A 22,854-nucleotide genomic window follows, 5' to 3' on the forward strand; every position below is an offset into this window, starting at 1 on the left:
TCTAGCCTGTTGCTCTCGGGACAGGGTGAGCGTCCACCGAGATTGCCTTGGCGCTCTTCCCTTTGACCGTCATGTAGATGTTGAAAGCCCCGATTAGCGCTCCAAGCAGATAGAGGAACCCACCAATGGCCCGCGCTGTGTAGTAAGGCCTCATCGCGTCTACTGTATCCATGAAAGAGTAAGTAAAGGCCCCGTTTGGCTCATATGTTTGCCACATCAGAGACTGGGTGATCCCGCTGTTCCACATGGCGCCGACGTAGATGAGGGTGCCAGTTAGCGCGAGCCAGAAGTGCCAGCTTTCAAGCTTAAGAGAGTAGGTTCCCTGACGCCTCCATATCCACGGCACCATTTTGTACATCGCGCCGAAAGTAATGAACGCGACCCAACCCAATGCACCGGCATGAACATGACCGACCGTCCAATCCGTGTAGTGACTGAGCGTGTTGACTGGCCGGATTGCCAGGAACGATCCTTCAAATGTTGCGAGCCCATAAAAGAGGATGGCAACCAACATGAACCGAACTGCGGGATCAGTTCTAACCTTGTCCCAAGCCCCATTCAGCGTCAGGACGCCATTGAAAACCGTTCCCCAGCTTGGCACCAGGAGGATAATTGACATGGTCATGCCGAGGTACTGCACCCAATCTGGAAGGGCGGTGTAATGCAAGTGATGTGACCCAGCCCAAAGGTACAGGAAGGTGATTCCCCAAAAGCCGAGAATGGACAGTCTGTAGCTGTAGATCGGCCGCTCCACTGCTTTGGGCAGGAAGTAGTACATCATTCCAAGGAACCCTGCTGTCAGCAGGAATCCCACTGCGTTGTGGCCGTACCACCATTGCGTCATAGCGTCTTGGACACCGGAAAACAGGGAGTAGCTTTTGGGGTATGTCAGAGATGTTGGCACAGCCAAATTGTTTACAGTGTGGAGCATTGCAATCACCACAATGAATGCCAGATAGTACCAATTTGCGACATAGATGTGTGGCTCAGATCGGCGCGCCAGGGTCTTCATGTAGAGCCAGAAGTATATGACCCACGTGACCAGCAAAACGATATCCGCGTACCACTCTGGCTCAGCGTATTCTTTTGATTGTGTTATTCCCAACGGGTATCCCGTGACCGCAAGAATGACGAACACGTTGAAGCCGACCAAAACAATCCACGGCATAGTTTCACTCGCCAGGCGTGCTCTGGTTGTTCGTTGAACAACGTAGAAAGACGTTGCAATTAGTGCGTTTCCACCAAAACCAAAGACTACAGCCGTTGTGTGGATGGGACGGATTCTACCAAAATTACTCCAGGGAAGGTCGCCGTTCAGGCTCGGAATAGCAAGCTGCCACGCCAAAACGTCACCTATGGTGAAGCCAACTACGCCCCAAGCAAAACAAGCCAGAACACCCCATTTTATGACGTCGTCCTTGTATTCGAGCGGTATCTCAGGTTCGGGGTCTGTCATCCGGTTGATGAGATGAAAAGCTCCGATTGCAGCACAAATGGCAATCAGCCAACCATGAAGAACATATCCCGCATCTCGCCCAAAACCGAGGATACAGATGCCCAGCACCATCACAGCCAACAGAGCGATCAGGAGGGTCAAGTGCTCTATGATGGGTTTCATTAGGAAGCTCTCACTTTGAAGTTTGTTTTCACCCAAGGCACCAATCGCTTGCAGTTTTCGTCCGCAATGCGCGTTGGAATTTGCTTTGGGCGAGCGATGTTCTTCTTAAGCATTGGCAGGCATCTCGAATAAATCCTCATAGGCATGCCACGTGGCAAAGCCCAGGATTGGAAACAGGACGATCAACGCCAAAAAACCGGTCGCGACGCCTATTGCGAACAGGACGGTCAAACAAAACCCCCACGCCACCATCAAATTAAAGTTCCGAATAGTGGCGTTGAAGCTAAGGCCCATAGCCGAAAACCCATCGATCTCGCGATCAACGAGCATCGGCAGAGCAAACACAGATATCGCGTATCCGAATGAAGCAAACAGCCCGCCGACGAGAGACCCCAACACTACCAAGGTAATGCCTTCATTCGTTGAAAGCAGTGTTACGGTGGTCTGTAGAAAACCAGCGAAAGGGTGGAGACCAAAGAACACAGCAAAGAGAAGCGTGGCTGCACGTATCCAGGCAAGAACCAAAACCATCATGACCACGCCCACGAGAAAGACCTGCCCTGAGGTCGAAACGTCTTCAACAAGGCGTTCTTTTGACCTTCTGCTCAATCGGTACAGACCCACTGTGACGACCGGGCCAAGCAACATTGCGCCCGAAATTAACGGAAGGATCATCCAACCTAGCCCAAACCGAAGTAGAAATAGAATGATGACCCAGCCAACAACAACCAACCCGAACCCATAAGCTAAAGAGACCCAGAGGTGAGAGCGAAAGTCCGAACACGCCAAGCGCAACCAACGTGTGATAACAACGCCGGCAGCCTCATCAGAAACTCTAGCTCTTTGCCTCAAGTATTCGGTGTTCATCGCGCCCTCACCCATTTTAGGTTAACTTCGGTGGTTGATTGACACGGCTCCGAAACTGATCAATTCCGAAAGAAAGGCTTTGGCCTATGCGATCTGCTAGATCAGCGATTTCGGCGGCTGCACTGGGTGGAAGATTGGACATTGCCGTCTCCCTAAACAGAGCCAACCAAACAGGAAAATGATCTTTTTGGATTTTTGGGTTTGTACTGTGTTTGATCATTGGGTTTCCGGAGTAGCTCTTGTCGATACCGACAGCGTTTCTCCAAAATGCTGCGATTTTTGCCTCATGCACCCGCCACTCTGAAGCTTCAGTCCCGATTACAGATGTGAAAATTGGACCTAGAATCTCATGGCTCCGCACTTTCTCGTAAAAAGCTGCCACAAGTGTTTCAATTTGGTGTGCTGTCAGATTGGAGTGTTTCATGCTCTCGCCCCTTTCGCGGGCATTGAGCGAAATCCCACAAAAATCAGGAGACAGATCTTCAAGGTTTCCAACGCTATGAAAGTCAGATGGAGATTAGCGGACGTTGGTTCCTTTCCGGCAATGATCAAGTCACTGCGATCCTCAAGCAAAGGCTGCAACCAAAGTTGCTGTGCCAGAAAAATGACCGCGATCAAAACAAAGGAAATCGGAAGCACCCGCCTGGTGACCGCTAACAGAGCAGCTGACGCAGAAAGAAGAAGCCACTCTGCCACCGCAAGCCACGCAAACTGGGCACGACCTACTTTCAACAATTCCCCAAGCTCGAGCGATTGAACCTGAAATTTGGCCGGAGCTGCGATCATATCTCCGCCAATTGCCACACCCGCCCAAATCAATAGGCAAGTTGCGACAAGTGGCTCTACCTTCGACCAATTTCTTGCCCGGTAGGTGTCGGCATTTCGTCCTACGATTCTGTTCGCTTCAGTTCCAATCATTTTCTTCACCCAGCCTGACGAGCGTTTCTTTAATTAGCATATAAAATACTAATTATTTATTTGACAGTGCGACGATTGCGCCCACCCGCGTTCGACCAGTGTGCTAAGGGTGACGTCGCGGAAGATCGAACCTCTGGATCAGATATTCCTGTATCTCCGTAGCGCCCTCGATTTTTTTCGAATTTCCAATACCTTGATGGGACAAGCCGTGAGAAAATTCGTCATCCCCATCTAGTAAGATCAACTGAGGACAAGACTGACTCGCGTCGCCGACATACTGTGCCAGAGATCCACGGGGTTTTTGAAAGCCAACGTAATTCACATCGAGATTTTGACGAATGACTGGGAAAGCAGCCATCATTCCCTCAACCTCTATGCAATGGGGGCAAAAGAATTCTCCGTCGCCGGCAACAGAGTCGGTAAATCCTGTCCTTAAAAGATAGAGAGTAGCTCTAGTCATATTGATGATCGTCCATTTTTAGTTGTTGTGTCGTTTCCACGGCAGCCCCTGTCTTTGTCGCTGACAAAAAGGACATTTATGCTGCCAGATTTGATCGCACCTGCTGATTGAAGGTTGGTGCTATTCGCGATTTAGCCGCCGCTCCGTCCCGCTGGGTCTACCAAAACCACTTCTGCTATTTGGTTGGCAAAGAAGACGCCCGCATGTGAACTGCTTTGCACTCTCATTCCTTTCCGATTTTCAAGTCCTCATTGATTTCTAGGGTGTTCTCCAAATGACAGAACCTAGTGGCTTGTCGATGCAGACATGAGAGACATTGGCGACTTTAGGTGACTTCGAAGATACCACACGTCCTTCTCATGTTCGCTTAGTCGACGTGTTGCAAGATCAGCAGTCGCATCGTCGCAATATACCGAAGCCGCTCGCAATAGTTCCTGCGCTGTCACAGCAAGTGTTGCGTGGTCACCCGCAAGAACTTCAAGCATAACTGGCGCTGCTGGACCTGTTCTGTCCTCTTCTACCAGAGTCAACTGCGCACACTCTGAGTAACTCGTGGGAGTACGTGCGCCCAGTGCTCGGATGCGCTCAGCCAATTCATCCACTGCGCCTGTGAGCGCTGCATATTGTGCTTCAAAGAGACTGTGCAGATTGATGAAACTTGGGTCCGCCACGTTCCAGTGATAGTGCTGCGTCTTCAATGCGAGCGAATAGCTACTTGCTAGCAAGACGCTGAGCTTCTCAACTGTTCGTTCTCTCGCTTGCATGATGATCTCCTGGTCGTTCGGTTGCTTGGCGCAGAGAATTGATGACCGATTAATTTTCTTCCTCGACACCAATGTCCGTGAGTTTTCGCAGCACTATGCGTTCGCTAAGCCCTCGATGAGCACAGCGTTGTTCTCCTCCGTGGAATGGCGGAAACGTCTCAAAGGCGCGTAGTCTTCCGAGTGATACCAGGCTTTGGCTTCCTGGAAGGTATTGAACTCGATCAACACTGGATAGGTTGGCTGCCATTGTCCTTCCAAGACTATGACTTTGCCACCAACTATCCGGTACTTACCGCCATGTTGAGCGACAACCGGGGCAAGCTTTTCGACATACTTCACTAAGGTTTGAGGGTTATGGATTCCCACATTGTCAAAAAGAAAGAACGCGCTCATTGGCATTTCCTCTGTCAGTGATGTTGTCCGAGTTGTCGATCTCGCCAGTGGTCATTCGCTGCTGCTATTGTCTGAAAGTGAACCGCAACGACATGACTGCTGGCGATCAGATTACCCGCGTCTGTGGAGTACACCGGTCGAAGTTTTTGCAGTACCTCGACGTCTGACTGAGCTGCCTTGACGGCAAGGCGGGATAACTTGATTGCAAGCTCGAAACCATCATGCGGCGTCTCAGTTACGAGGCTTTCGGGGAAAACCGAGGGGGTCTCATTCATGGTATTTCTCCACTGACATTGTTCTTCTGCTTCGCAAGGTTTGAACGTGGCACAAGCAATACGCGGTCCTGCACTCCCGCTTTGCTCCGACCAATGGTTGTCGGGTTGCGCGTGTATGATCAAAGCAGCACCATCTGCGTCACGGAAATCGTCCGATTGGAGCTGTCCTGCGAAATAGTCGGCGTTCGCCGTCCCGTCTTTGTGGGCGTACAGGTTTGGCAGGTCGCCACGGGGGAGGTCTGTGGCATGCGAGTGACTTAATGAGTCATCGTCATGAGCAACGTGGCCACCTGCCAACTCAAAGGTGTCGTGATCTGTGCAATCGCCAACAGCATGTATGTGAACAGCGTGAAACCCAACCGGCAAAGTTGTCGCGCGAACTTGCAGAAGCATGCCCTTGGGACCGGCTTTTGCCCTCACTTCACCAATCACTACACCGTTTGAGTTGATCAACTCACCCTTGAAATGGTCAGTGAACGGCTTGGCTCGGCCTTGAGAACTCTTGGTGCTCATTTCACCTGAAAAAGCCGAGCTGCCAAACGCGATTGAACTTAGCAACAAAAGGTTTGCCAACGATTGATTGACACCCATCATTTCTCGGCCCTTACACGCCCTGGAAGCGACAAGTCACCGGATGCGACGTCATGAACACCAGTCACGCAAAGTAGTGGTACTTCCTCACTTTCGTTGACCTGTAGTTCAGCTGTTACGGCATCGAACGAGATACTACTGGTGTCACCAACTGGAACCGTCACGATAGCCATTTTGCCGTCAAGAATTGGACTCATACCAGGGCTGTCGAGAGCAATCGGGAATAATGGGGCGGTTGCAGGGAGCAGGTCAACGCCGGGAGAGACATCGCGCACCTTCAGTCCTGCACCGCACCCTTCCTCCTCTACAAGGACGACCCAATGTGAGTGCCAGTCGGCACCATCGTTGTTTGGATCTCCATCGGCGTTTTCGTCAAAGAGAGGCGTGTCGTCGAAATCGGGGTGGGCTGTGATGGCAAGCGCTAGTATCCCAGACTGAGGGTCAAATCCAACAACGGCGGGGTCGAGACTAGTGGGCCACACATAGGCCTCTACTTTGGAGCCGGCCACCTGACCGACGGCTGAAGGTTTTTTACTTCCCGCGACACCAGCCACCTCCATAATGAAGGTCGTGAGCCGCCCGTCTGTCGTTGCCGCGCCCATGGTAATGTCAAAAGCAGGGGTTTTACTTGGATCGACCGAGCTTACGATTTCATGACCAAAAACCGGACTAGCGGTGAGCAAGAGTAGCGAAAAGATGGTTGGACGCCTCATGGTGTACTCCTCAGTGAAATTGACAGTTCTGGGCACAACTGAAACCAGAGTATTGATCCGCTTGGATGCGTCATCACTCATTTGGTGTATTTTTTGTTTCGCTTCTCCGGCCGGCATTTTGGAACCAAGTGGCCGCCCTGTCTCGAGCACAACTCTCGACCTAAAATTGCGCAGAATCTGGCTTTAGTGTAATATTCTTGCAGCGACACAACGCCGATCTGAAGGGGGGTAATCTCACGGTGAACCGCGGGTCGCAGATCAGATTGGTAGGGCTGGCTTACGAGGCGGGAGTTGATCCTTCGAAGTGGCCAGCTTTCCTTGACGAGCTTGTACGTTCAACCAATGCTCGCTCAACCGCACTCGCATATCAGCCAGACCGGAACGATCCGTTAAGCTATATGGAAATCCACGGCATCGAACCTCACTGGTTAGAGCAGCATGTGACACATTTCTCAAACGTTGACAGAACCATTCAAACACTTCTCGAAATCGGAAGTGATAAAATGGTTTCAGACACTTCCGGTTTTTCAAGTCAAAAGGACTTTGAGAGCAGAGTCGGAAGAGAAATCGTCAATGATTGGCTCAGCCCCCAAGACATAAAGCATTGCGCAGCCGTACTACTAGATGCTGGTAATCCATACGGATCAGCATTCACCATCCAACGTTCTGCGGCACAGGGTCCGTTCACCAGTAATGATTTGCGCAAAATCGACGAGTTAATCCCTCACATTCGACGGGCGCAAATTCTTGGCCGTCAACTTGCATCACTGCGAGCTCAGGCACAATCCTGGCATGAAACGCTGCAACGAATCAGGATGGGTGCCGTGTTGTGCAACGAACTGGGCCACGTCCTCTATGCTAACCCTGTAGCCGAGGACCTGTTGAGAGCCCGCCCATCATATAACTTGACGAGAAATGGTATTGTTTGCCCTCGCGAACGTGACACGCAACGGTTGAGACGTTTTATCTTAGAGGCAGCGCAAACTGGCCGTGGAAACGACATATTGACTGCTGGTGTCTGCCTACGACTTGATTGCGAGGGAGCGTTACCCTTGCAGGTCTTTGTTTCGCCATTGCAAACTCGATGTGACAGCCAACTCAGTTTCCCAGAGGATGCGTGTGTTCTGGTATTGCTAAAGGCGCCGGACCCGGTAACGCCGCCCGTTGAGATGCTGTGCTCGTTGTACAACCTGACGCGAGCAGAGGCAGAAGTCGCTTGTGATCTCGCGAATGGCCATAACCTTAAAGAAATCTCAGATGCCCGGCGACGTAGTATTCACACTGTCAGGACGCAATTGAAGACCGTATTTGGAAAGACGAGCACCAGCAGCCAAGTGGATTTGGTTGTCGCACTTCACTCCGAACCAAACTGGTTCAAGTAATAGAAATCATCGCCGAGGGAGTTGTCATGGTGAAAACCCGAGTTATCGGGACAGTTGGACGATACCAACGCACCCGAGGGGACATCGTTTTATCCATCGTTTCAGCAATGAAATTCGACTTGGAAACCAACGTCACTGCGCCTCAATACTCAATAGCACCGTTCAACCCGAATGCTCAAAATGCCTATGCAAATGCAAAAGCTTGAACAAATGTTTGGTCGGACGCTTTTGATGAGAGCAAGGCATGGTGTCTCACTAACTGAAGTTGGCCACGATTTTTGCCACACGCCAAGTCGATCCTGGAGGCAAAAGACCGAGCCCTTAGGGCGATAGACGGATATGGAGTAGACAGCGATGTGAGGATAGGGATGCCTCAAGGTTTCGCTGAAACGTTCCTTCCGGATATTCTTGGATCATTTACTAGATCGCATCCATCTGTACGATAATCTGCGTTTGTCGAACGCAACGTAGAACTGCGTGAAGCCACACCACGGGGACATGTTGACTTGGCATTGACAATTGAAACAAAGAGTGACGGCTCTGCAGACATAATCGCTGAACTCCAATCTGTCTGTATTGACCCGAACAGATATCAACTGACTGTGTCAGATCCCGTCCAGTTGGTAGCTTTCGGGCAGCCTTGTATATTCAGGGAAATTGCCGCGGAAAACCTAACTGAATCAGGAATTGACCACTATGTTTCAATGGCCAGCACCGGCCTCAGCGGCCTGTGGACTGATATTGAAGCAGGACTTGGCATCGTCGTCAGAACATCAATGTATGTTCCAAAGAACCTCCGGATCTCGAGCGAGAGAGAGGGATTGCCAAGCCTACTCAGTGTTTATGTCAAACTACACAAGCGAGGCGGCGACTTGACTGCGGCGACTTCGCGACTGAAGGACATTTTGTTGGACGCATTTGGGGGTCGGTTGCGTCCGATGCAGCCATGATGCTGGCTCGGAAAGCGAGATGTTGATCAATTAGCTCAAGCGAAAGGAGTTGCTTTAATATGTCAAGGCGGCGGCTAACTCAGTTTGTGAACTTTTGGCTAGGACATGTTTGCCAAACCACGGCAGACCGTGGATTTCGTGATCGGGTTAAAGCACTACCTCAGAAAAGCGGCAAGTTTAACTCATTTGCAATGTTTCATATCTGCTGTCTAATGTTCTACCATACCCGCTTAAACGCTAGTTTTTCGCAAAGATTGTTCGGAGTATTCGAACGATGTTGAAATTAGAAGGTATGGAAACATTCGTCGCAATCGTTCAAGCGGGCTCCATCAGTGAAGCAGCAAGACGCCTTTCGCTTTCTAAGTCCGTTGTAAGTGGCCGTCTAACAGACCTAGAGGCACATCTCGGCGCTCGCCTTCTCCTTCGTTCGACCCGCAAACTCACTCTCACTGACGAAGGTGCGGCATTTTTTGAAACGGCCGCAAGAATATCGCATGAGTTGTCTGAAGCAACTGAAGCAATTGCTGAACGTGTCGGAGACCTTGCTGGACCACTTAGAGTTGCTGCACCGATGAGCTTCGGTGCAATGCATCTAGGCCCTGCGATCTTTCCGTTTCTCAAGCGCTATCCACGCGTCAATCTTTCACTCGATCTGAACGACAGAATGATCGACATCGTTGGTGAGGGGTTTGACATGGCAATACGCATTGGCCGGTTGGCAGACTCAAGCCTAATTTCACGAAAGTTGTGCAGAAGCAGGCGTTCTGTAGTGATGAGCCCAGAGTACGCGGAAGAGCATGGAACACCAAAAACGTTGTCCGACTTAGAAAAGCACAAGGCGATTACATACACCAATAGGCGCATTTATGACGAATGGCTGTTTGGTGTGGACGGTCAGACTAAAACTGTACGTGTCAAAAACACCTTGCAGGCGAACAATGGGGACGTGCAGCGCGAGGCGGTCGCGGCAGGTCTTGGAATAGCCATTTTACCGACTTTCATTTCGAGTGAGGCAGTCAAGGAAGGGCGCCTTATTGAGGCGCAACTTGAAGTTGAACCGGCCGAAGACACAGTCTATGCGGTTTACCCACCAAATCTGCATCTAACGACTAAGGTCAGGGCCTTAATCGACCATTTACGTTCGGCATTTGGCGATCCGCCGTACTGGGATCAGTAAGGCGCAAAAAGCCTTAGCCCAGAGACTCCACCGAGTGATCAAAAGTTCAACCTGTGTAAAAACAGATCGAAGAACTATGGAAACAACCAACCGAGCACAATCAATTTTGGATGCCAAATTGGTCCTGCCAAACACGGCGTGTTTGTTTTCGAGTGCTTAGATCAAGTTGATTGAGACGGAGTTGGTGCTGGTATTGTGAAAATGGCAATGCAGTTTCCATAAGGTGGCTTCGAACACGGCCGCTGAAATGCACTCAAGTCATGCCTACCCAAGGTCGTTCCACAATTCCGAACAATCATTTCGAAATTAGGCACCTACACTCCTTAGGTCGGAATAATTACTGTCATGACATCCATCGCAGCAGCCGATATATACCTGATTTTCAATGAATTTTGGGGATCGGTAGCGTTCGCTGTTTGCATGTGACCAAACCTCGAAAAGGAGTTTCAAAGATGTCGAAAGTGCTTGTCTTGCACTATTCAATGTACGGGCATATTGGGCAGTTGGCCAAGGCCATCGCTGAAGGCGCGCGAGAAATTGACAACACTGAAGTCACTGTCAAACGCGTGCCGGAACTAATGTCAGCCGAAGTAGCCAAAAGTGCCGGCGCAGCTATTGACACCGATACTGACATAGCGAGCCCCGAGGAACTGGCTGACTATGATGCTGTGATCTTCGGCACTCCCACGCGCTTCGGCAACATGGCTGCCCAAATGCGCAACTTTCTTGACCAAACTGGCGGCATTTGGATGAACGGCGGATTGATCGGAAAAGTTGCCAGCGTGTTTGTCTCGACAGGAACAGGCGGAGGAAGCGAGACTACGATTACTTCGTTTCACACAACTCTCTTCCATCACGGTATGATTGTTGTGGGCCTGCCATACAGCGCTGCTGGTCTTACCGACCTGTCAGAAGTACGGGGAGGTTCACCGTTGGGTGCGGGAACACTGGCCGGTCCTGACGGAAGTCGGCAGCCAAGTGCAAAGGAACTGGAACTGGCGCGCTTCCAGGGTCGCCACGTCGCGAGTGTCACTTCGGACATAGTTGCTGGCCGACAGCTGCATTCGGGAACCCAGTAAACGGCCCTGCTCTGGGCATATTGGGCAGTCCAACACGCAATTGTCTGGTCTGCCCCGCTCTCTCACTTAGGGGCGCATTTCACTCAATCAGTCTGGAATCGCCTGTGACTAGAGATCATTAATTTTTTGCTTGAGCCCGAGCGGCGCGAAGAAACTCGTTGCTCTGGAACCGAGCAGAGGAAGGACGGCTCTCGATGGAAAACCAACTCATCGCATTGATAAGTTTCGCCCTGGTGGCAACCGGTTCACCTGGGGGAGCAACCTCGTTGGCAACGGCCTCAGGCGCGAGGTTTGGCTATCGGCGCAGTTTGCCACTGATTTTCGGCATTGCCACTGCATTGGCCGCGCTGGTTTCATTTTCCGGAGGTGGTCTGTCTGCACTTATGTATGCATTCCCTTCCTTGGAATTGATCCTGAAACTTCTCGGTTCCGCCTATTTGGTCGCGCTGGCGTTTATGATTGCCAGAGCGGGAAAACCTGAAGGAAATGGCGGCAAGAGGGACGTCCCTTTCGGCTTCGTTGCGGGAGCATTGCTCCTCATCATCAACCCAAAAGCATGGGCAATGGCAGTTGGCGTCGCAGCCTCGTTCTCCTCGATTTCCGACAATGGCGTCGTAGTCGTTTCGCTGTTCGGGAGTGTGTTCTTTATTTGCGCGGCTCTTTCGCTGACGCTCTGGGCACAACTCGGCAGCTTGTTAGGGAAACTTCTGAAGACCGATCTGCAATGGCGCGTGTTCAATGTTTTGATGGCCGTTCTGCTGATGGTTTCCATTCTGACCCTATGGCTCTGAGATTCTGGGTTCGGCACCGTTGCCATACCACCAAACCTTCAAAACGACTTTCTTCACCCCACAACAACGAAATCGGCTGAGTAAGGAGCTGACATGAAAACTCTAGATCTCAAATCACTTGGAAACTCACTACGCCAATTCTCAGCGATGGCCAGCGCGGGCGTTGAGATAAGGGATTTGCTCGCCGAGAATGCTTTGAGCAGAGCACCCGCGGTGGACTTCAGCCACGTGCTGCGAGAGGTGTATCAAAAGCATGGGCTGGGCGATGTTTTTGGCGAGCCAGATGATCAAACCGATATGCCAAAGTTCGAGTTCTCCGAACAAGTACAAGATTGCTTGCTGTTGGCCCAAACAGAACTCAAAATGGCGAGAGCTTACGCGAATGAAGAAATTGAGAGTATCGGCGAACAGCCCGCTCGGCGGGCATTGCTCTTAGAAGCGATCCAGTGTGCCGAGACCTGCCTCAGTCTGATCGACCATTTAAACGACAAGCCAGACGCCGACGGCCAAACAACTGTGTAAGCGAGTTCTAAACACGCTCGTCACCAACCGCATGAATTCAATGTTCGACGGATCCGCGTCAGCAACACCAAACAAGAAAACCGCACGAAAACAGAGCGTTCTGGGAAGCCCAGTTTCATTCTGCATCGGATAAATAACCGCGCACCCTTGCACAGCTAACGTTCGCATTTGAAGGATTATTGCGCGCTCATGATCTGACTATGTGTCAGCCAACAAGTGACAACTAAAAGAGAGAAAATTATGTCCTTTCGTCCCATTCTAGAGACTCGTCAGGCACAACCCACGATGGAAGGGGCTGGTGTCAAATTACACCGTGCTTTCGGCTTCCAAGACCCGAGTGAGTTGGATCCCTTCCTTTTGCTAGACGACTTTCGAAACGATATTCCAGAGGAATATCTTGCCGGTTTCCCCTGGCATCCTCACCGTGGTATTGAGACAATTACCTATGTGTTGTCAGGTAACGTCGATCATGGGGACAGCCTAGGTAACAAGGGCAAACTTGGCGCCGGCGACGTCCAGTGGATGACGGCCGGTTCAGGGATCATCCACCAGGAAATGCCAACAGGTAATGCTAGAGGCCAAATGCACGGCTTCCAGCTTTGGGGTAACCTACCCAGCTCACTAAAAATGACTGCTCCACGATATCAGGACGTCCGAGGGACTGAAATCCCGGAAGTCATTGACGATGACGGCACTTGGGTAAAAGTCATAGTGGGTGAATTCTGGGGCAAAACAGGTCCTGTGGATGGCATCGCCGCAGATCCACAATACCTTGATGTCTATGTTCCTGCTGGTGTAAAAAAGACTTTCAAAATCGACACGTACCGCCGTGCCTTTGCCTATGTCTTTGAAGGTGCCGGAGCATTTGTGGATGCCTCTGCTCCACAGGGCGTTCTGTTGGAGAAAGAAGTGGCAGGTCATGAGTTGAATATTCGCGACATGTCCGGTGATCGAACTTTGATCCGCTTTGGAACAGGAGACGAGGTGACAGTTCAGGCGGGTCCAGATGGCGTTCGCTTCTTGTTGATTTCTGGAGCGCCAATTCAAGAACCAGTAGCTTGGCATGGCCCTATTGTCATGAACACCCGTGCCGAACTAGAACGAGCATTCTCCGAGCTAAATAACGGAACGTTCATAAAACCGTCTCACTGACATTGCAGTGTCCAATGGTGGCAATGAGAAAATCTGCACCATAAACGACATGACGACAAATGTCTCGCAGGTGACTCATCAAGGTAACTATTCTGAAAGCAGATCTGCGCCTCAGAGTAGTTGCCCATTAAGACCAAATCGGCCTGAATTTTTGATGCAACCAATAAGACCAACCGACCATTCGACGCGAACCAAGATAGCAACCCTTGTGACCAAACGCATGAACACAGTGCTGTCATGGTAGGCGTCAGGAATACTAAAAAGAAACAAACAGTCTCTCACTCAACTGCCAGTGAAAAAATTGTTTTTGGTCATTCAACGTTCCTAGACGTTATGCCGACGACGTTGCCGTCACCTCGCACCGCGCTAATGTCAGACTTCAAGCCGTTGATTTCTTTTCGCAATTCATTATTCTCAACTAACAAAGCTTGAACCTCGGAAGAAGCCTTATTGAGGGCCAGTTCCAAACAAGAAATAGTGTCTCGCTTGACCTTTCTTGCTTCACTTTTGGTTCTCGCTGATGCCCGCTTCTGATTTTTCCGCCAGTCTTTTACTTTGTTCTCAAGTTCCTTGTGTCGTTTGTTTCGTAGATAGCCTTCGCTGAGTCCTGCTCGACGCAGTACCTCCGCATTCGGCATCCCGGCTTCCTGTTCTTTGATCATCCCAATGATCTGAGCTTCCGTGAAACGGCTCTTTCGCATTCGTTTGCTCCTTCAAAAGGTTGAGCAAACTCTACATCAGAACGAGGGAAGTTTCGGGGGGCAGGTCAGGACATCTGAAGATTTCCTATTGAGTCACACTCATTGCAATGCCGTTGAAAGTTTACTTCGTATCGGCTTGGGTAACGCTGCGAAGAGTTGTTCTTCGCAATTTACAAGCGCTGTTCAGAAGCGAGGGTCATCGGAAAACTTGTCAATTGTTGTTTCGAACGTTGCCAAATTTGAAACGACTTGCGCCTGAAAAATACTCGGGGACCCATACCGATGTCGTTCGACATCATGTCCAGGGCACTACCAATTGCTTCTTCTTTGTTTTGGCGCGCAGCCGCAGTTTCCAACCGAAACATACATGCTGAGTTGCAGGCACCTACGTCACGTTGCCCCGGCACCTTTGAGATTCACGGGTTCCCCATTCCACTGCGCCGACGAACGTAACTTGTTGCCAATACTGGAAATGCTCATGCAACCTAGGACAGATGGGTTATAGGGGAGGAAGCTCAGGAGCCCAGAACAATTGCGGAGTTTCGTCTGGGCTCCTGGTAAACGGATCTGCGGAATTCACACCAGGTCCGGGAAGCAGACACTCTGAATGAGGGGGCAGACCGATTTGAGTGAGTGGTGGCGTCGGTCGATTCAGGAGATCTTTCTGCTTTTATGTGAGTTATCGGCTTTCTGGCAGTGGTCTCTTTTGCCATCGCGCGGCTGAGAACTTATTGAGAACCGCCAAGCCGCGCTCCTTTACCTTCCCAAGCCCCCCTTGCAGACGCCATTCAATTCAAAGAGTACTGCAGAGGCTATTGTGCCTTAGATTTTCTGACTGCCTAAATCACTCCCGCCAATACGCATTAGCAGCCGCAATTGTTTGGAAGTTGACAGCAACTACACCAGACACCTCTACCAAGGCTGCAGCGTCTCTTTCGTAAACAGTTCTAAGTTCTCCGCGTATTTGCTCATCAGGCTGCGTTAGTTTAACGGCCATACGGGACAGCTTTATTGCGAGTTCATACCCTTGTTGGGGGTTTTCAGTCTGAAGGGTGGGTAGCCAAGAAGCGCTCATACTGCCTATCCTAGTTTTCTGGGATCATTGTCATCTAACTTGATGTGCATTTCAGGAATTGAGATCCGATATTTTCTAGTTTCGAAGACTTGGCAGAGTGTTTTTAGTCCCATCCAGTTTCGCCAGACCGCGTATCCAGTTGATTGCTTAGACCAACGCAATCTTGAAGATATAATGACTGCGAGCCCTGCGGGTTTCATCGAATCTCTCCAACCTGAATCTCAGCTTCCTTTTAAGATTTGCTCCAAGTCAAAGCAAGTTAGTTTTGAGTCAAAACTTTCTAGGGACGCTTGAACACCCACCTGTCATTCTAACCAAACTATGTTTGATGCAAGGATCTGTGGAACGATGTCCACGCGAAGCTCTGGAAGAACTCCCTGCCGCAAAAGAATGACAATGCCATATCAGAGCTGAGCAGCATAATCTGTTGTGCTTGGGTATTGGGACGACGCTGATTGGGACAAACTTTACTCGTCCCAATCACAATACTCATGAGCAGCCGTCTACTGCGCAGACCTTCCCAGCAGCTGGTTCAGCCGCAGGTATTTGAGTTTCTTCGCCCAATAAGGTCGCAATCTCTGCGCCCAGACGTAGCTCTGAAATATCGCCAAGGTGGTTGGCTCGCAGAACACCATTCTTGTCAATCAGAATGAGACTAGGCGTTCCTCTCATATGATAAGCTTCCATTGTTTTGGGCATAGCTCCCCTCCCCGGCATGTCCACACCAACAGGAAAACTGATACGGTACTCATGCAAGAACGCTTCAAGTGATACTGGTGTCATCGCGTCGTGATGTTCGAATACCGTGTGAAGCCCTAACACCTCCACACTGTCTTTGGGGAAGGCTTGTTGGATTTTTTGCGCCAATGGCAGGCCGTGGATGACGCAACCTGGGCACAGCATTTGGAATGCTTCGATTACGACCACCTTACCGTGAAGACCAGCGAGTGTTATTGGGTCGGCGGTATTGAACCACTGTGAAACTTCAAGCTCTGGAGCCAGCATCTGGTTGAATCCTTCAATTGTTGTGGGATCGCTAGATCTACAACCTAGCGACCCCTTGCGAGTGGTAGCTCGATTAGTTGATTTTTCCGGGCAGACTCAGATCACCAGAAGCGACATCAAAGACATCTGTCACGCACAGCAGTGGCGCATGCACACTTTCGTTCACGCGAAGTGCAGAAGTGACTCCATCGTAGGATGCTCCTTCGGCACCTCCCGCAACCGCCGCATTGATGACGATTTCTGGCCCGTCGAATACGGGCGTAAATCCGGGGCTATCCAGGAGGATAGGAAATCCTGGCCAAGTCGCCGGCAGGTTTGGTGTTGCACCCTCCGGAATGTCCTTTACAGCAAGAGCTCCGGGTCCGCACGCTTCAGTCGGAGCAAGAACAACCCAGTGGCTGTGCCAAATTCCACCGTCATCGCCTGGATTCCCATTCAGATCCTCGTCGTACAGTGGCGTATCGTCGAAGTCTGGATGGCTTGTAGCAACCATCGCGAGAATACCCGCTTCTTCATCAAATCCTACGACCGATGGATCAAGTGACGTCGGCCAAACGTAAGACCAAACATGTGATCCACCCACATTGCCGGTTGCTTCAGGTTTGTCCGCGCCAGCAACACCGTTGGTTGTCATATGGAAGGTTACAGTATTCCCTTTGCGGTGTACGTGCGCTGCCAAAATGTCGAATGAAGCAACTTTGCTGCTGTCCGACGCCGACTTAACAGCTCCTTCCTGATTAATCGCATGGCTTGCGTGATCATGATTGGCATCTGCCAGTACTTGCCCAGCCAACAGAGTAGAAGCTGCTGCGGCAATAAAAAAACTCTTTTTCATTGTGACGATCCTTCGATTAGCGATGTATCACAGTTAATTTCGAGTCGAAACTATTGCAAGTTTTATTTCGAGTCGATATGAAAATTTCATGGAACAAGGATTGAAAATTCGAGAGCTGATCAATCGCCTTGCGAGAATTGATGCGTTGCAGGGTTGGGAGGGTGACCTGAATCCTACGCAAAGCGCCGTATTGGATTATTTGTACCGTGCGAACCGCTTTTCGCGGAGCCCATCGCATGTCTCTGATTACCTTGGCACAACCCGAGGCACCGTGTCCCAGACGCTAAAGTCACTTCTACAAAAAGGATATGTTTCGGAACGAAAGTCCGAAAAAGACAAGCGGGCTATCAGCTTCGATCTGACCGCCAAAGGACGTCGGGTCGCGAGGCTGCCCAATTCTGTAGCGGCGGCAGTGGCTGAGTTGGACGACAATGCTCAAAGTGACCTGCAAGCAGTCTTAGACAGTCTTTTTAAAGGTCTCCTTAAGGTCAATGGAGGGCGGCCTTTCGGAGTATGCAAGTCGTGTCAGCATTTCTCCGCTAAAGGATCGGCTGGCTACTGTGCACTTTTGTCAGAGGTCCTATCCCCGGAAGAGACGAACCAAATCTGCCATGAACAGGATGCACGCAATGCACACTGAAGCGCTTAGTCACATTGAACAAATCTTCGTCGGAAAAGTGTCAAACCGCTGGGAAGGTCGCCCACCATCAGCAATTCATAAAGAACCAAAGGAAGGCCCGCTGGAAATTGATGAAGTAGGGTTTCTGACTGATGAGCAAGCCGACCTTGAAAACCATGGGGGAAAAGACAAGGCGATACATCACTACGCATTGGACCACTATATTAGCTGGATTCAGGAAGGGCATATGCCGCCCGGTACAGTACCCGCCGCATTCGGAGAGAATGTTTCTACATTGGGTATGACCGAATTGGATATGTGCATTGGTGATAAACTGCGGTTTGGAACAGCGGTCTTACAAATCAGTCAAGGCCGCCAACCCTGTTGGAAAGTCAGCGAATACACCGAAAATAAAAAGATGGCGTACCTGTTCCAAAAGACTTCGAGAACAGGATGGTACTATAGAGTTTTGGAGCCAGGGCGGGCCGCTGTTGGTGACGGTATTTTCCTCATCGAGCGCCCTCAACCAGATTGGACAGTCGCGCGAGTCACCAACGCCCGATTACGCCGAAACGCTTCGCCTGAAGACGCCAGCGTTTTGGCAACGATGCCAGAACTGGCTGAAGGTTGGAAGCAAGCGTTCGAGCGCATGGCAACTGGAGACAGAGATGAAGATACCAGCAAACGCCTATCCGGTTCGAAGCAATAGTTGCTCTCGCACGTTGGTGAACCCAACTACGTCCTGATTGGTTCGCTTTGATCCCAGCTTCCCCGGATCCCACTGAGGGGAGTTGGGGTCGCCAGTTTCTATAGGAAGCCGAAATTGAAGCTAGTTTTCGCGAGTTTCGTTTTCCTGGGCACCTTGCCTGGACCACAACAAAATTAAGTTGCTCAGTTCGTTGTAGAACTTTCCACCGGGATGACGTCGACATGAATAGTTGCTTTGATCGATCAAAGCCAAACAACTCACAATGACAATTTGAACTGCAAGGCCGATAAGTTCCAAGCTCGGATGGAAATGACTACTTTGCGTCGTGGAAGATTATCCCAAGCGTGGACCGACTACCTGATCGGACAGCACTCACGCCATGGCGCTGTTTGACACGATAGTAACCGCGAGAACCTTGCTTGGGGCGGTCGTTAACGGCAAATGCAATTGCGTGACCTTGCAGAAGTGGAACAACTTCAGCCTTTGACTGCATTCTCGGTCGCTGTTCGGTAATGACAAATTCCCCGCCAGTGTAATGTTCAGGGTTTGACAACAAGATTACGACTTGGAAAGGGAACCATACATCCCCGTATAAGTCTTGGTGAAGGCAGTTATAGTCTCCTGTTTTGTATCTCAGCAACAACGGTGTCGGACGTGTCTGACCTTGGCGATGACATACGTCGATGAATTCCTGATGGGTCGTTGGAAAGCGATTTTCGATGCCAAGCTTCACGTTCCACTCATTGGCAATTGAGGCTAACCCAGGAAAAATCTCATCTCGAAGTGTCTGGATTTCACTGGGCAACGGATAGCAGTAGTACTTGTATTCACCTTCGCCGAAACCGTGCCGGCGCATCTTAATATGGGACCTGAAATTCTGGTCATTATCGTAGCTGTCTGCAATTTTTTTTGTTTCCTCTGATGTGAGAACGCGGCCGAGATCCGCATGTCCGTCAGCATTCAACTTGTTCGAAACATCAGTCCAGTCAATGTTCAGCTTAGGCGGCATCCGGCTCTCCTGCTTCCCTTGAAAGAAGTTCTTTTTTCACCTCCATACCCCATCGATAACCTCCATGCCCGCCATCTGACCGAACGACTCTGTGGCATGGGATCAACACCGCAATTGGATTTGCGCCACAGGCGTTCGCAACGGCGCGCACAGAGTTTGGGCAATTAAGGCTGCGGGCTAATTGCGAGTACGTAAGTGTGCGACCGCGGCTTATGTTTCGCAAAGCTGTCCAAACCGCAGCCTGAAATTGGGTTCCCACCGGGGCCAATCGCCCGGAAAACTCTGCAGTGCCAGCAAGGGCAGACTTGAGGTTCTCTAAATCGCCGCTGTATTCCGGGCTCTCGCTTAAAGTAGATTGTTCAAATCTCTGCTTCAGATCATCGATGGCGCTTTCATAAGTGTCACCCAGGCATAGTGCCCGGACTCCCTTGGAATCCCAGGCCACAACCGCTTTGCCCAAATTGATCTCAAAACGGTAGAAACTTAGCTTATCGCAAACCTTTGACATTGTTTCCTTTCAACTCCTGTGAATTAGTTGAGCAATTATTTCCATTCTCAGAGTTTTGGAGCTCTAGCGGTCCTGGGTCAGCCCGTTTCTTGCGCATTAACTCGTTTTGCTGGGTTCGATAGAAAAACAGCCGTAAATTTTTGCAGGCCATCCGCGACCCTCGTCATCCTGTCCGGGCTGAGTTTCAAATAAAAACACGGCCATTTAGGCGGCAAAGAGGATGGTCATTGAACGGGCGCTGGTCACATGGCCTTTCCCATTGCGTTCAGCGCTAAAGCGGGGAGGCAAATCCAATTATTTAAGAACACCTATGACTTGCCCAAGCATCTTGCGGTCGGTCGAAAGGAATGAAGTGTTTCAAGCGACAAGAGTCACCTAGCATTAAGTGCGCAAGTTTTGACGTCGGTTGCAGTTTGGCATGTAGTCAGTCGAAACCAATTGCGCCAAATGGGCGACAAATAAATAGGCTGGCGCTGTCTGTCGCGCTGTGAACGCGGAGCATTGAATTTGTGTTTTTTCGAACGCAATACTCCTGCTAGCGTAGAACCTTGTATTCGAGAGTGTAGTGGCTAGAAACGATGAAACTCGCGTAGGTGAGTCCGCCAAGTCGGCAAGAATAAAAGCTGGGCTGACTCTCGAAGCTCTGGCCAAGGCTACCGGACTTAGCAAAGGTCATCTTTCGAGGTTCGAAAGGGGCCAGAAAACCCTTTCTGTAGCTGCGTTGTTGCGTCTGTGTGATGCTCTGGAGGTGAGTATCGGGACAATTCTCGGAGATGAACCGACGCGCAAAAAAACTATCGTTCGGCTATCCAAGGATCTAGAATACCATCCAATTACAGAGTCTTCCGATGGTCCGAAATTCGCGATCCTTAGCAGCCGACCTGATGACGGTTCGCCTCAGACACTTCTGCTAACTGTCCCGGCACATTACGAGACCGCCGATCCGGCACACCACAGCGGTAGAGAAGGCCTATTCGTGACAAAGGGCGAATTAACACTGACAATTGGTAATCAGCCAATCCATTTGGGCTTAGGGGACTATGTCGAGTTTGAGGCTAGTCAATTTCATTTCCTGCGAGGTTCCAAAGTCAATAGCGAAGTGCTGCTCGTGATTTTCAACTAGACGCAAGCACTCAAAAGTTGTCCTGTAGACAACAAAAATTAAATCTGCAATGCATGACCTCGTCACCAATGAGGGGGGAATCGCATGTCATGGTCAGGTTTTGTAGTTGGGTTGCATTTTGCTCCCAGGTCCTTCTTGCCAATGCGCGATGTATCGAGCCTCAACTTGATCTCCGGCATCGGCGTAGAAGGAGACAGGTACTCAAAAGAAAGCGGATTTTACTCAGATCGGCCGGAAGAAGGGCGCCAAATCACGCTCATAGAAATTGAAGCGTTGGAGGCAATCGAAAGAGACTACTCGATTTCGTTGCAGCCAAATGAGCATAGACGCAATGTGACCACTCGAGGCGTTCCATTGAACCATTTGGTTGGGAAGAAATTTTGCATTGGAGATACGCTATTGGAAGCCACCAGGCTTTCCACTCCGTGTCGGCATATCGAACAAATCACTGGAAAAAGTGTTTTTGAACCAATGCTGCACCGGGCAGGATTGCATGCTCGTATTTTAAGGGGTGGCACTATCAGAACATCCGACAAGATTGAGGCGGCGTAGGTCAATGATTGTTAAACCGATCCATCGAGTTTCTACGGTGATCCGTCAGAAAAAACAGTTGGCTCAATCTGTTGCGTTGTTCGAACTAGCTGATCCCGACGGCTGGGAACTGCCGCCCTTCTCTCCCGGAGCTCATGTGGATGTTCACATGCCCAGCGGATTGATCCGGCAGTATTCTCTGTGTGGTGATCCTGACGACCGAACAAGTTACTCTATTGCAGTTCATCTCGACACGAATGGGCGCGGCGGCTCTGAGGAGATGCACAAGCTCAATGTCGGCGCCGAACTACTGTTGTCCCTACCCCGCAACATGATGCCGTTGGTCGACTCTTCTCACGTAGTTTTTGTTGCCGGCGGAATTGGAATAACACCGTTCGTACCGATGATGATTGAGTTGCTCCGTACAGGTCGCAGTTTCAAGTTACACTACGCAGCAAAGAGCAGAGAACGTGCCGCTTTTGAAAAAGAGATTACGAAGGCCTTCGGGAGCAGCGTTCAATGTTATTTCAGTGAACAGAAAGAGAGACTTGACGTTTCCAGCGTTGTCGACGGCCTAAAAAGTGAAGATCATTTGTACTGCTGTGGTCCGGTCAGTATGATTGAAGAAGTCCTTGAACATACATCATCTCTTAGGGATCGCACTCACGTCGAAGTGTTTGGCGCAAACCCTAATTCTGCCGAAGTTGCCTACGATGTGAATCTTCTCCGATCACAGAAAACTGTACATGTCGTTGAAGGCCAAACAATGTTGGAAGCCTTGCGCCTTGCCAACGTCGTGGTGCCATCGTCCTGCGAAGCGGGCATCTGTTTGGAGTGCGTGACAAGATATACTGACGGCGAGCCAATCCACCGTGACATTATGCTTCCAAAGGACCAGAAATCGCGGTTCCTGACACCTTGTGTCTCAGGGTGTACGGGGCGATCTATTACCCTTGATCTGTGAACCGGCGTTAGAAAAGCCCCCAAAGAGTGGCCATTGACCTCTCGGGGGCTCACTATGCGCACTTTGCACCAACAGCTTCTGTTTTGAGCCGGTCGCTGGGAAATGGAGCGGTCCCCGACGAAC

27 protein-coding genes are annotated in these 22,854 nt (G+C 50.5%); 12 read left to right on the plus strand and 15 right to left on the minus strand.

Going from position 1 to position 22,854, the window contains the following annotated elements:
* Window position 1: 1 nt before the first annotated feature.
* The 9 genes from ccoN to ACR0D8_RS08005 all read right to left on the minus strand — a co-directional run bounded on the left by ccoN (window position 2) and on the right by ACR0D8_RS08005 (window position 6,680).
* Window positions 2-1,618 carry a cytochrome-c oxidase, cbb3-type subunit I gene (gene ccoN / locus ACR0D8_RS07965; RefSeq protein WP_480645646.1) on the minus strand — a complete coding sequence of 539 codons (1,617 nt, stop codon included), beginning with the start codon at window positions 1,616-1,618 and terminating at the stop codon, window positions 2-4.
* Window positions 1,619-1,723: 105 nt separating this feature from the next.
* Complete coding sequence (locus ACR0D8_RS07970; protein ID WP_480645647.1) at window positions 1,724-2,485, minus strand: DUF2189 domain-containing protein; 762 nt, start codon at window positions 2,483-2,485, stop codon at window positions 1,724-1,726.
* 16 nt (window positions 2,486-2,501) lie between these two features.
* On the minus strand, window positions 2,502-2,909 hold the full coding sequence (locus tag ACR0D8_RS07975) for a group III truncated hemoglobin (RefSeq protein WP_480645648.1): 408 nt from the start codon (window positions 2,907-2,909) through the stop codon (window positions 2,502-2,504).
* Complete coding sequence (locus tag ACR0D8_RS07980; RefSeq protein WP_480645649.1) at window positions 2,906-3,403, minus strand: hypothetical protein; 498 nt, start codon at window positions 3,401-3,403, stop codon at window positions 2,906-2,908. Before ACR0D8_RS07980 ends, ACR0D8_RS07975 begins: the two co-directional genes overlap by 4 nt.
* A 103-nt stretch (window positions 3,404-3,506) precedes the next feature.
* The gene (locus tag ACR0D8_RS07985) at window positions 3,507-3,863 is read right to left on the minus strand and encodes a DUF3088 family protein (protein ID WP_480645650.1); all 357 of its coding nucleotides are present in this window, start codon (window positions 3,861-3,863) and stop codon (window positions 3,507-3,509) included.
* A gap of 284 nt (window positions 3,864-4,147) precedes the next feature.
* Window positions 4,148-4,627: a Dps family protein gene (locus ACR0D8_RS07990; protein WP_480645651.1), complete on the minus strand. Its 480-nt coding sequence runs from the start codon at window positions 4,625-4,627 to the stop codon at window positions 4,148-4,150.
* Between the two features lie 93 nt (window positions 4,628-4,720).
* On the minus strand, window positions 4,721-5,020 hold the full coding sequence (locus ACR0D8_RS07995) for a DUF1330 domain-containing protein (protein ID WP_480645652.1): 300 nt from the start codon (window positions 5,018-5,020) through the stop codon (window positions 4,721-4,723).
* A gap of 14 nt (window positions 5,021-5,034) precedes the next feature.
* Window positions 5,035-5,889: a hexameric tyrosine-coordinated heme protein gene (locus tag ACR0D8_RS08000; protein WP_480645653.1), complete on the minus strand. Its 855-nt coding sequence runs from the start codon at window positions 5,887-5,889 to the stop codon at window positions 5,035-5,037.
* Entirely contained in the window at window positions 5,886-6,680 is a 795-nt protein-coding gene (locus ACR0D8_RS08005) for a hypothetical protein (protein ID WP_480645654.1), read from the minus strand. The genes ACR0D8_RS08000 and ACR0D8_RS08005 overlap by 4 nt, the downstream gene beginning before the upstream one ends.
* Window positions 6,681-6,862: 182 nt before the next feature.
* Here ACR0D8_RS08005 and ACR0D8_RS08010 point away from each other — a divergent pair, with 182 nt between their 5' ends.
* From ACR0D8_RS08010 to ACR0D8_RS08040, 7 genes are all read left to right on the plus strand, one after another.
* Window positions 6,863-7,981, plus strand: coding sequence for a helix-turn-helix transcriptional regulator (locus ACR0D8_RS08010; RefSeq protein ID WP_480645655.1), 1,119 nt, complete (start codon window positions 6,863-6,865; stop codon window positions 7,979-7,981).
* A 506-nt stretch (window positions 7,982-8,487) separates the two neighbouring features.
* Window positions 8,488-8,931, plus strand: coding sequence for a type 2 periplasmic-binding domain-containing protein (locus tag ACR0D8_RS08015; protein ID WP_480645656.1), 444 nt, complete (start codon window positions 8,488-8,490; stop codon window positions 8,929-8,931).
* 274 nt (window positions 8,932-9,205) lie between these two features.
* Complete coding sequence (locus ACR0D8_RS08020) at window positions 9,206-10,108, plus strand: LysR family transcriptional regulator (RefSeq protein WP_480645657.1); 903 nt, start codon at window positions 9,206-9,208, stop codon at window positions 10,106-10,108.
* A 452-nt stretch (window positions 10,109-10,560) separates the two neighbouring features.
* Window positions 10,561-11,187 carry an NAD(P)H:quinone oxidoreductase gene (wrbA, locus tag ACR0D8_RS08025; RefSeq protein ID WP_480645658.1) on the plus strand — a complete coding sequence of 209 codons (627 nt, stop codon included), beginning with the start codon at window positions 10,561-10,563 and terminating at the stop codon, window positions 11,185-11,187.
* A gap of 194 nt (window positions 11,188-11,381) precedes the next feature.
* Window positions 11,382-11,978, plus strand: a complete 597-nt coding sequence (locus tag ACR0D8_RS08030) for a LysE family translocator (protein ID WP_480645659.1) — start codon at window positions 11,382-11,384, stop codon at window positions 11,976-11,978.
* A gap of 93 nt (window positions 11,979-12,071) precedes the next feature.
* Entirely contained in the window at window positions 12,072-12,500 is a 429-nt protein-coding gene (locus ACR0D8_RS08035; protein WP_480645620.1) for a hypothetical protein, read from the plus strand.
* 240 nt (window positions 12,501-12,740) lie between these two features.
* Window positions 12,741-13,652, plus strand: coding sequence for a pirin family protein (locus ACR0D8_RS08040; RefSeq protein ID WP_480645660.1), 912 nt, complete (start codon window positions 12,741-12,743; stop codon window positions 13,650-13,652).
* A 311-nt stretch (window positions 13,653-13,963) separates the two neighbouring features.
* On the opposite strand, the gene ACR0D8_RS08045 is transcribed toward ACR0D8_RS08040, so the two are convergent.
* The 4 genes from ACR0D8_RS08045 to ACR0D8_RS08060 all read right to left on the minus strand — a co-directional run bounded on the left by ACR0D8_RS08045 (window position 13,964) and on the right by ACR0D8_RS08060 (window position 17,268).
* Window positions 13,964-14,353: a transposase gene (locus ACR0D8_RS08045; protein WP_480645661.1), complete on the minus strand. Its 390-nt coding sequence runs from the start codon at window positions 14,351-14,353 to the stop codon at window positions 13,964-13,966.
* Between the two features lie 844 nt (window positions 14,354-15,197).
* Complete coding sequence (locus ACR0D8_RS08050) at window positions 15,198-15,428, minus strand: hexameric tyrosine-coordinated heme protein (protein ID WP_480645662.1); 231 nt, start codon at window positions 15,426-15,428, stop codon at window positions 15,198-15,200.
* Between the two features lie 489 nt (window positions 15,429-15,917).
* The gene (locus ACR0D8_RS08055; RefSeq protein WP_480645663.1) at window positions 15,918-16,433 is read right to left on the minus strand and encodes a redoxin domain-containing protein; all 516 of its coding nucleotides are present in this window, start codon (window positions 16,431-16,433) and stop codon (window positions 15,918-15,920) included.
* A 73-nt stretch (window positions 16,434-16,506) separates the two neighbouring features.
* On the minus strand, window positions 16,507-17,268 hold the full coding sequence (locus ACR0D8_RS08060; protein WP_480645664.1) for a hypothetical protein: 762 nt from the start codon (window positions 17,266-17,268) through the stop codon (window positions 16,507-16,509).
* Between the two features lie 88 nt (window positions 17,269-17,356).
* Here ACR0D8_RS08060 and ACR0D8_RS08065 point away from each other — a divergent pair, with 88 nt between their 5' ends.
* Together ACR0D8_RS08065 and ACR0D8_RS08070 are read left to right on the plus strand one after the other, a co-directional pair.
* Complete coding sequence (locus ACR0D8_RS08065; RefSeq protein ID WP_480645665.1) at window positions 17,357-17,908, plus strand: MarR family winged helix-turn-helix transcriptional regulator; 552 nt, start codon at window positions 17,357-17,359, stop codon at window positions 17,906-17,908.
* Window positions 17,898-18,596, plus strand: a complete 699-nt coding sequence (locus ACR0D8_RS08070; RefSeq protein WP_480645666.1) for an MOSC domain-containing protein — start codon at window positions 17,898-17,900, stop codon at window positions 18,594-18,596. Before ACR0D8_RS08065 ends, ACR0D8_RS08070 begins: the two co-directional genes overlap by 11 nt.
* A 313-nt stretch (window positions 18,597-18,909) precedes the next feature.
* Here ACR0D8_RS08070 and ACR0D8_RS08075 read toward each other — a convergent pair whose 3' ends face one another.
* Window positions 18,910-19,605, minus strand: a complete 696-nt coding sequence (locus ACR0D8_RS08075; protein WP_480645667.1) for a 2OG-Fe(II) oxygenase — start codon at window positions 19,603-19,605, stop codon at window positions 18,910-18,912.
* Window positions 19,595-20,113 (minus strand): methylated-DNA--[protein]-cysteine S-methyltransferase, encoded by a 519-nt coding sequence (locus ACR0D8_RS08080; RefSeq protein ID WP_480645668.1) that lies wholly within the window; start codon window positions 20,111-20,113, stop codon window positions 19,595-19,597. The genes ACR0D8_RS08075 and ACR0D8_RS08080 overlap by 11 nt, the downstream gene beginning before the upstream one ends.
* Before the next feature lie 565 nt (window positions 20,114-20,678).
* Between ACR0D8_RS08080 and ACR0D8_RS08085 the strand changes: the two genes are divergently transcribed.
* The 3 genes from ACR0D8_RS08085 to ACR0D8_RS08095 all read left to right on the plus strand — a co-directional run bounded on the left by ACR0D8_RS08085 (window position 20,679) and on the right by ACR0D8_RS08095 (window position 22,731).
* Window positions 20,679-21,236 carry a helix-turn-helix domain-containing protein gene (locus ACR0D8_RS08085; RefSeq protein ID WP_480645669.1) on the plus strand — a complete coding sequence of 186 codons (558 nt, stop codon included), beginning with the start codon at window positions 20,679-20,681 and terminating at the stop codon, window positions 21,234-21,236.
* A gap of 84 nt (window positions 21,237-21,320) precedes the next feature.
* A complete protein-coding gene (locus ACR0D8_RS08090) occupies window positions 21,321-21,788 on the plus strand; it encodes an MOSC domain-containing protein (protein WP_480645670.1) in 468 nt (155 codons plus the stop codon).
* 4 nt (window positions 21,789-21,792) lie between these two features.
* On the plus strand, window positions 21,793-22,731 hold the full coding sequence (locus ACR0D8_RS08095; RefSeq protein ID WP_480645671.1) for a PDR/VanB family oxidoreductase: 939 nt from the start codon (window positions 21,793-21,795) through the stop codon (window positions 22,729-22,731).
* Window positions 22,732-22,854 lie beyond the last annotated feature (123 nt).

Source organism: Ruegeria sp. BG10 (genome assembly GCF_056538575.1).

Excerpts from the sequence above, each read along its gene's own strand:
- ACR0D8_RS08000 (WP_480645653.1), bottom strand. The coding sequence starts at position 5,889 with ATGATGGGTGTCAATCAATCGTTGGCAAACCTTTTGTTGCTAAGTTCA.
- ACR0D8_RS08095 (WP_480645671.1), top strand. The coding sequence starts at position 21,793 with ATGATTGTTAAACCGATCCATCGAGTTTCTACGGTGATCCGTCAGAAA.
- ACR0D8_RS08045 (WP_480645661.1), bottom strand. The coding sequence starts at position 14,353 with ATGCGAAAGAGCCGTTTCACGGAAGCTCAGATCATTGGGATGATCAAA.
- ACR0D8_RS08005 (WP_480645654.1), bottom strand. The coding sequence starts at position 6,680 with ATGAGTGATGACGCATCCAAGCGGATCAATACTCTGGTTTCAGTTGTG.
- ACR0D8_RS07995 (WP_480645652.1), bottom strand. The coding sequence starts at position 5,020 with ATGAGCGCGTTCTTTCTTTTTGACAATGTGGGAATCCATAACCCTCAA.
- ccoN (WP_480645646.1), bottom strand. The coding sequence starts at position 1,618 with ATGAAACCCATCATAGAGCACTTGACCCTCCTGATCGCTCTGTTGGCT.
- ACR0D8_RS08050 (WP_480645662.1), bottom strand. The coding sequence starts at position 15,428 with ATGAGCGCTTCTTGGCTACCCACCCTTCAGACTGAAAACCCCCAACAA.
- ACR0D8_RS08075 (WP_480645667.1), bottom strand. The coding sequence starts at position 19,605 with ATGCCGCCTAAGCTGAACATTGACTGGACTGATGTTTCGAACAAGTTG.
- ACR0D8_RS08070 (WP_480645666.1), top strand. The coding sequence starts at position 17,898 with ATGCACACTGAAGCGCTTAGTCACATTGAACAAATCTTCGTCGGAAAA.
- ACR0D8_RS08035 (WP_480645620.1), top strand. The coding sequence starts at position 12,072 with ATGAAAACTCTAGATCTCAAATCACTTGGAAACTCACTACGCCAATTC.
- wrbA (WP_480645658.1), top strand. The coding sequence starts at position 10,561 with ATGTCGAAAGTGCTTGTCTTGCACTATTCAATGTACGGGCATATTGGG.
- ACR0D8_RS07975 (WP_480645648.1), bottom strand. The coding sequence starts at position 2,909 with ATGAAACACTCCAATCTGACAGCACACCAAATTGAAACACTTGTGGCA.
- ACR0D8_RS07985 (WP_480645650.1), bottom strand. The coding sequence starts at position 3,863 with ATGACTAGAGCTACTCTCTATCTTTTAAGGACAGGATTTACCGACTCT.
- ACR0D8_RS08060 (WP_480645664.1), bottom strand. The coding sequence starts at position 17,268 with ATGAAAAAGAGTTTTTTTATTGCCGCAGCAGCTTCTACTCTGTTGGCT.
- ACR0D8_RS08090 (WP_480645670.1), top strand. The coding sequence starts at position 21,321 with ATGTCATGGTCAGGTTTTGTAGTTGGGTTGCATTTTGCTCCCAGGTCC.
- ACR0D8_RS08030 (WP_480645659.1), top strand. The coding sequence starts at position 11,382 with ATGGAAAACCAACTCATCGCATTGATAAGTTTCGCCCTGGTGGCAACC.
- ACR0D8_RS07970 (WP_480645647.1), bottom strand. The coding sequence starts at position 2,485 with ATGAACACCGAATACTTGAGGCAAAGAGCTAGAGTTTCTGATGAGGCT.
- ACR0D8_RS08080 (WP_480645668.1), bottom strand. The coding sequence starts at position 20,113 with ATGTCAAAGGTTTGCGATAAGCTAAGTTTCTACCGTTTTGAGATCAAT.
- ACR0D8_RS07980 (WP_480645649.1), bottom strand. The coding sequence starts at position 3,403 with ATGATTGGAACTGAAGCGAACAGAATCGTAGGACGAAATGCCGACACC.
- ACR0D8_RS07990 (WP_480645651.1), bottom strand. The coding sequence starts at position 4,627 with ATGCAAGCGAGAGAACGAACAGTTGAGAAGCTCAGCGTCTTGCTAGCA.
- ACR0D8_RS08065 (WP_480645665.1), top strand. The coding sequence starts at position 17,357 with ATGGAACAAGGATTGAAAATTCGAGAGCTGATCAATCGCCTTGCGAGA.
- ACR0D8_RS08055 (WP_480645663.1), bottom strand. The coding sequence starts at position 16,433 with ATGCTGGCTCCAGAGCTTGAAGTTTCACAGTGGTTCAATACCGCCGAC.
- ACR0D8_RS08020 (WP_480645657.1), top strand. The coding sequence starts at position 9,206 with ATGTTGAAATTAGAAGGTATGGAAACATTCGTCGCAATCGTTCAAGCG.
- ACR0D8_RS08040 (WP_480645660.1), top strand. The coding sequence starts at position 12,741 with ATGTCCTTTCGTCCCATTCTAGAGACTCGTCAGGCACAACCCACGATG.